The organism is Ferrovibrio sp. (assembly GCF_025869515.1).
GTDB lineage: Bacteria > Pseudomonadota > Alphaproteobacteria > Ferrovibrionales > Ferrovibrionaceae > Ferrovibrio.
The window spans coordinates 1-6,456 of the sequence record NZ_JAOZVR010000076.1 but is presented as its reverse complement, the minus strand read 5'-3'; the positions used below and the strand labels follow the sequence as shown (position 1 = coordinate 6,456).

At 60.3% G+C, this 6,456-nt stretch carries 6 protein-coding genes; 4 read left to right on the top strand and 2 right to left on the bottom strand.

Features of this window, described 5'->3' with window-relative positions; translation table 11 throughout:
• Positions 1-662, top strand: a 662-nt coding sequence (locus OJJ21_RS11795) for a dienelactone hydrolase family protein (RefSeq protein WP_297686425.1), incomplete at its 5' end; no start/stop codon positions are given.
• Between the two features lie 198 nt (positions 663-860).
• The gene (gene adhP, locus OJJ21_RS11790) at positions 861-1,886 is read left to right on the top strand and encodes an alcohol dehydrogenase AdhP (RefSeq protein WP_250912018.1); all 1,026 of its coding nucleotides are present in this window, start codon (positions 861-863) and stop codon (positions 1,884-1,886) included.
• A gap of 31 nt (positions 1,887-1,917) precedes the next feature.
• On the opposite strand, the gene OJJ21_RS11785 is transcribed toward adhP, so the two are convergent.
• Complete coding sequence (locus OJJ21_RS11785) at positions 1,918-2,823, bottom strand: hydrogen peroxide-inducible genes activator (protein ID WP_297686423.1); 906 nt, start codon at positions 2,821-2,823, stop codon at positions 1,918-1,920.
• A 105-nt stretch (positions 2,824-2,928) separates the two neighbouring features.
• Here OJJ21_RS11785 and katG point away from each other — a divergent pair, with 105 nt between their 5' ends.
• Both katG and OJJ21_RS11775 read left to right on the top strand, forming a co-directional pair.
• Positions 2,929-5,100 carry a catalase/peroxidase HPI gene (gene katG, locus OJJ21_RS11780; RefSeq protein WP_297686421.1) on the top strand — a complete coding sequence of 724 codons (2,172 nt, stop codon included), beginning with the start codon at positions 2,929-2,931 and terminating at the stop codon, positions 5,098-5,100.
• 273 nt (positions 5,101-5,373) lie between these two features.
• On the top strand, positions 5,374-6,000 hold the full coding sequence (locus tag OJJ21_RS11775) for a TetR/AcrR family transcriptional regulator (RefSeq protein ID WP_297686419.1): 627 nt from the start codon (positions 5,374-5,376) through the stop codon (positions 5,998-6,000).
• 65 nt (positions 6,001-6,065) lie between these two features.
• On the opposite strand, the gene OJJ21_RS11770 is transcribed toward OJJ21_RS11775, so the two are convergent.
• On the bottom strand, positions 6,066-6,456 hold a 391-nt coding region (locus tag OJJ21_RS11770), incomplete at its 5' end, for a methyltransferase domain-containing protein (RefSeq protein ID WP_297686417.1).

The window sequence follows — 6,456 nt, the reverse complement described above, 5'->3', positions numbered from 1 at the left end:
ATCCCGGGGCCGCGGGCGAGATGAAGGGCTATCTGGCGATCCCGAAGGATGCCGCCGGCAAGTTGTCGGGTGTGATCGTCATCCACGAAAACCGCGGCCTCAATCCGCATATTCGCGACATCGCCCGCCGGATGGCGCTCGAAGGCTTCGTGGCGCTGGCTCCCGATTTCCTGTCGCCGCAGGGCGGTACGCCGGAAAACGAGGATCAGGCGCGCGAGATGTTTTCGAAGTTGGACATGGCGGCAACCGTCGCCAATGCCGAAGCGACGCGGGCATTTCTCGCAAGCCATGACAAGGTCAACGGCAAGGTCGGTGCCATCGGCTTCTGCTGGGGCGGTGGGCTGGTCAACCGGCTGGCCGTCACCTCGCCGGAACTCGGGGCAGGGGTTGCCTATTATGGCATGCAGCCGCCTGCGGAAGACGTTGCGAAGATCAAGGCTCCATTGCTGCTGCACTATGCGGGCCTCGATGAGCGGGTCAATGCCGGCATCGAGGCTTACAAGGCAGCGCTGGAAAAGGATGGCAAGACCTTCGAAATCCACGTCTATGACGGCGTGAATCATGCCTTCAACAATGATTCCTCCGCTGCCCGTTACGACAAGGCGGCGGCCGATCTTGCGTGGTCGCGCACGGTGGCGTTCCTTAAGAAATACCTCGTCTGAGGATTGCAGTGCAGCATGGTTTGCCGCTCCCGGCTGTCGCATATGTGCGACGCCGGGTTTTCGTTTTCGGTCCTGCGGCTTGATGCGGATCAAGAAATGCCCGGGTGCTTTGGGGTAGGTTACATTCGAATTCGCGTTACCGTCACGATATGCGGATTAAGTGAGTTTGATCCTAAGTCATTTACCAGGGAGATAGTTATGGCATCTGTGATGAAGGCCGCCGTGGTGCGGGAGTTCGGCAAGCCGCTGGTGATCGAGGAGGTCGCTATCCCCGAACCGGGTCCCGGACAGATCCTCGTTAAATACGAGGCTACCGGCGTTTGCCACACCGACCTGCATGCCGCAAACGGCGACTGGCCGGTCAAGCCCAATCCGCCGTTCATTCCGGGTCATGAAGGCGTCGGTTACGTCGCCAAGCTCGGTGCCGGCGTCACCCGCATAAAGGAAGGCGATCGCGTCGGCGTTCCGTGGCTCCACACCGCCTGCGGTTGCTGCACGCCTTGCCGCACCGGCTGGGAAACCCTGTGCGGCAGCCAGCAGAACACCGGCTATTCCGTCAACGGCACGTTTGCCCAATACGGCCTTGCGGATCCTGATTTCGTCGGCACCCTCCCGGCCAATCTGGAATTCGGCCCGGCTGCCCCGGTCCTTTGCGCTGGCGTCACTGTCTACAAGGGCCTCAAGGAAACCGAAGTTCGCCCCGGCGAATGGGTGGTTATTTCCGGCATCGGCGGTCTCGGCCATATGGCTGTCCAGTACGCCAAGGCCATGGGTATGCACGTCGTGGCCGCCGATATCTTCGATGAGAAGCTGAAGCTTGCCAAGGAGCTCGGCGCTGATGTGACGGTCAACGGCCGTGATGCCGATGCCATTGCGCAGGTGCAGAAGGCGACCGGCGGCGTGCATGGCGCGCTCGTCACCGCCGTCTCCCCCAAGGCAATGGAACAGGCCTATGGCTTCCTGCGCTCCAAGGGCACCATGGCGCTGGTCGGCCTGCCGCCGGGCTTCATCTCGCTGCCGGTCTTCGATACGGTTTTGAAGCGCATTACGGTGCGCGGCTCCATCGTCGGCACCCGTCAGGATCTCGAGGAATCCCTGGTCTTTGCTGGCGAAGGCAAGGTGAAGTCGCATTTCTCCTGGGACAAGATCGAAAACATCAACGACATCTTCCACCGCATGGAAGAAGGCAAGATCGACGGACGCATCGTCCTCGATCTCGCCTGATCGCTCTTCGATTGAGGGAAGGGGCCGCGTGTTATGCGCGGCCCTTTTCGTTTTCGCGACTTGCCACGACCGCTTCCGCCAGAGCCTCCATGTCCGTCCGTCGTGGACTGGAGCGCCGCCAGATCAGGCCGATCTCGCGGGATGGCTGCGGGTCGGCGAAGGGCACGATACGTATGGCGTTGCGGGCGGTTTCGGTCTCGATCGCCATTTCCGGGATCAGGGTCAGGCCCATGTCGTGCGACACCATCTGCAGAAGCGTGGTCATCGATGTCGCGCCGAAATTGACGAGGCTGCGCTTGTTCGCCGCCTTGCAGACGGAAAGTGCCTGATCGCGCAGGCAGTGGCCTTCTTCCAGCAGCAGCAACCGTTCTGGATCGACCTCCGTTTCGGTCATCGGAGACAGGAGTACGTCGCTCTCGTTGTCGGCCATGGCCATGTAGAAGCGGTCGGTAAAGAGCGATTTGCTGACGACGTTATCGGCTTCGATCGGCAGTGCCGCGATGATGGCGTCGAGCTTGCCTTCGGAGAGGTCGCTCACCAGTTTGCCGGTCACCGCTTCCTTCAGTTCCAGTTCGATAAGCGGATGCTCTCGCCTGAGGAATGGCACGAGTTTTGGCACCAGATAGGGTGCCACGGTCGGAATAATGCCGAGCCTGAGCAGCCCGTCGAGTGTTCCCGACCCATATCGCGCCGCTTCCTCCAGCCGGTCGACGCCCGCCAGTATCGAGCGGATATGGCCGAGAACCTCCAGCCCTTTCCGTGTCAGCAGCGTTCCGGACCGGGTGCGCTCGATCAGCGTTACGCTCAGATGCTTTTCCATTTCCATGATCTGCGCCGATAGAGCCGGCTGGCTGACATGCACCATTTCGGCCGCCCGGCCGAAGTGCAAGGTGGTGGCGAGAGCTTCGAAATAGCGCATTTGTCGGATGGTCAACATGATAGGATTTTATTATCGAAAATTCCAAAAAAGACAATTGGAGATTATCGAAGTTTTCGCAGATTGTGGCCCCACAAGACGTTCACACAAAAACAGGAGGACGAAATGAACGAGCATGTGAAATCCGCTGGCAAGTGTCCGGTGATGCATGGTGGCAATACCGCCATGGGCAAGTCGGTGATGGACTGGTGGCCGAATGCGCTGAACCTCGATATCCTGCATCAGCACGACACCAAGACCAATCCGCTCGGCAAGGACTTCAACTATCGTGAAGAGTTGAAGAAGCTCGATGTCGAGGCGCTCAAGGCTGACTTGCGTGCGCTGATGCTGGACAGCCAGGAATGGTGGCCGGCCGACTGGGGCAGCTATGTCGGTATGATGGCCCGCGTCACCTGGCACGCTGCCGGTTCCTACCGTGTCACGGACGGTCGTGGTGGCGCCAACACCGGCAACCAGCGCTTCGCACCGCTCAACTCCTGGCCGGACAACGTCAATACCGACAAGGGCCGCCGCCTGCTGTGGCCGATCAAGAAGAAGTACGGCAACAGGATCTCCTGGGCCGATCTTATCGCGTTGGCCGGCACGATCGCCTACGAAGTCGCCGGTCTGAAGACCTTTGGCTTCGCCTTCGGTCGCGAAGACATCTGGCACCCGGAAAAGGACACCTACTGGGGTGACGAGAAGGAATGGCTGGCGCCCAGCGACGGCCGCTACGGCGACGTGACCAGACCGGAGACGCTCGAAAATCCGCTGGCCGCCGTGCAGATGGGTCTTATTTACGTCAACCCGGAAGGCGTAAACGGCAAGTCCGATCCGCTCGCGACCGCCGCTCAGATGCGCGAGACCTTCGCCCGCATGGGCATGAACGATGAGGAAACCGTGGCGCTGACCGCCGGCGGCCACACGATCGGCAAGTGCCACGGCAATGGCAGCGCAGCCAACCTCAGCCCCGACCCGGAAGCTGCTGGCCCGGAATTCCAGGGTCTTGGCTGGCTGAACACCCATGGCCGCGGTGTCGGTCGCGACACCGTCGTCTCCGGTCTCGAAGGCGCGTGGACCACCGAACCGACCAAGTGGGACAACGGCTACTTCAAGATGTTGTTCGAGCACGAATGGCATCTGGTGACGAGCCCCGCCGGTGCGCACCAGTGGGAACCGATTGCGATCGCCGAACAGGAGCGTCCGGTTGACGTGGAGGATCCGTCGATCCGCCACAACCCGATGATGACCGATGCCGACATGGCACTCAGGGTCGATCCGATCTACCGCGAAATTTCGCTGAAGTTCAAGGACGACCAGGAGCACTTCTCGGACGTCTTCGCCCGCGCCTGGTTCAAGCTGACCCATCGCGACGTCGGACCGAAATCCCGCTATTTCGGCCCGGATGCCCCGACCGAAGACCTGATCTGGCAGGATCCCATTCCTGCAGGCAGCACGGATTATGACGTCGTCGCCATTAAGGCGAAGATCATCAACAGTGGCCTGACTACCGGAGAATTGGTTGCCACTGCCTGGGATAGTGCCCGAACCTTCCGTGGTTCCGACAAGCGCGGCGGTGCAAACGGTGCCCGTATTCGTCTCGCCCCGCAGAAGGATTGGGAAGGCAACGAACCGGAGCGTCTGGCAAAGGTCTTGACGGTTCTCGAAGGCATTGCTGCCGAGACCGGCGCCAGTGTCGCCGATGTCATCGTTCTCGCCGGCAATGTGGGCGTGGAACTCGCCGCCAAGGCCGCCGGCTTCGACATCGACGTGCCCTTCGCACCGGGCCGTGGCGATGCCTCCGCCGAGCAGACCGACGTAGACGGCTTTGCAGTGCTGGAACCGCTCGCCGACGGTTTCCGTAACTGGCAGAAGACGGACTATGTCGTCAGTCCCGAGGAGTTGCTGCTTGATCGTGCCCAGTTGCTGGGGCTTACCGCTCCCGAACTGGTCGTTCTCATCGGCGGCTTGCGCGTGATCGGCACCAACTACGGTGACGTGAAGCAGGGTGTATTCACCGACCGTGTCGGAGCGCTCACCACCGACTTCTTCACGACGCTGACGGACATGGCCTATTCCTGGGTCCCCACCGGCAGGAACTCCTATGACATCCGGGATCGCAAGACCGGCGTGACCAAGTACACGGCAAGTCGCGTGGATCTTGTACTCGGCTCGAACTCCATCCTGCGCGCCTATGCGGAAGTCTATGCCCAGGACGACAATAAGGAAAAGTTTGTCCGTGACTTTGTGGCGGCCTGGACCAAGGTGATGAACGCGGATCGTTTCGATCTCGTCTGATAAAGGTGCGTTGACCGGTTGACCGTGTCGCAAGGATACGGGGTTCGAAGGTGTGCCGGCTCATGGCTACGAGGCCGGCACTGCCCGCCAGACCGCCAAGCTGGCCTCGTATCTGTGACAACCGGAGCCGCAGCGACACAGTTGCTGCGGCTCCGGTTTGTTTTTCCGGCTATGGTTAAATTGCGTTCTTTTCTTTTAGGGAAAAGCGGGTAGAACCTCGTCTAGGTGACCTGATACCGGCTCATTGGCCGGAAGCGGGTCAGGGACGGAAAGATGACGTCGAAGAAAATCAGCAGCCGGCTTCAGTTGCGCAAGAAGCCGCAGCAGGAGCGCAGTATCCAGCGTCTGGATGCGATCATGGAAGCTGCCGTCGACCTCATCGCCATGCATGGGGTCGCCGATCTCAAGATGACCGACATCGCCGCCCGCGCCGGCGTGCCGATCGGGTCTCTCTACCAGTTCTTTCCGGAGAAGGCCGCGATCATCAGGGCCTTTCACGATCGCCACACGGCAATCGTGCAGGAGCGTGCCGAGTTGGCGTTTCCTGATGTGAAATCGACCGACCAGGCCATCGAAATGCTGTCGAAGCTCTTCGATGAGTTCTATCAACTTTATCGTGCCGACCGGACCTATCTGCCTGTCTGGATGGCGGGTATGACCGACCGGGATTTTCAGGAGCTCAACCTTGCCCATCTCGAGCGCCTGACCGATATCATTTACGGAGCCCTCAAGCATCTTGTGGCCGACAATCATCAGTCGGCCTTCCGCCTGCGCGTCCATATGGTGCTCTATCTCAGCGGTGCGCTCGCCCGCTTCGCCATGGTGCGCGACGAGGTGAGCGCACAGGAATACCTCGCCGAATGGAAATCCATGGGCGCCCGCACGCTCTTCGAATTCTAGAAAATTGCTCGGGATAGCAAGTCGTCGAGAACGACCGAAGCGACTGACAGCAATCGCGAGACAGCTCAGCCTATCTTCTGGTAGCGTCGAGCGGTGTAAATGACTCGTTGTCCGGCGAGTGCCTGATAGAGCATTGAATTTTTCGCACCGGCGAATTCCGTCAGGAACGGTCGCATGAGCCAGGCTTTGCCGATGCGCTTACGTTTGCGGGCTTCCGCGGCATCGAGTGCAGCGACAACCCCCAGGGAGATATCGTGTGCCTGAGCCTGAACGAGTCCCGGAACCGCCAGTTGGGTTTCAAGTTCGTCCAGCATGGTTTTCGACCGCATGTCCGCGAATGTAAACCAGCCGCCTGGCGCAAGTACCCTGGATACCTCGCGCGCGAATGCAGGTACGTCGGCGTAGCAATGCGACGATTCGATATTGACGACAATGTCAAACGAGTTGTCGGGAAAG

What these genes read in the sequence shown, in the direction of transcription:
- adhP (WP_250912018.1), top strand. Translation starts at nt 861, where the DNA reads ATGGCATCTGTGATGAAGGCCGCCGTGGTGCGGGAGTTCGGCAAGCCG.
- OJJ21_RS11785 (WP_297686423.1), bottom strand. Translation starts at nt 2,823, where the DNA reads ATGTTGACCATCCGACAAATGCGCTATTTCGAAGCTCTCGCCACCACC.
- katG (WP_297686421.1), top strand. Translation starts at nt 2,929, where the DNA reads ATGAACGAGCATGTGAAATCCGCTGGCAAGTGTCCGGTGATGCATGGT.
- OJJ21_RS11775 (WP_297686419.1), top strand. Translation starts at nt 5,374, where the DNA reads ATGACGTCGAAGAAAATCAGCAGCCGGCTTCAGTTGCGCAAGAAGCCG.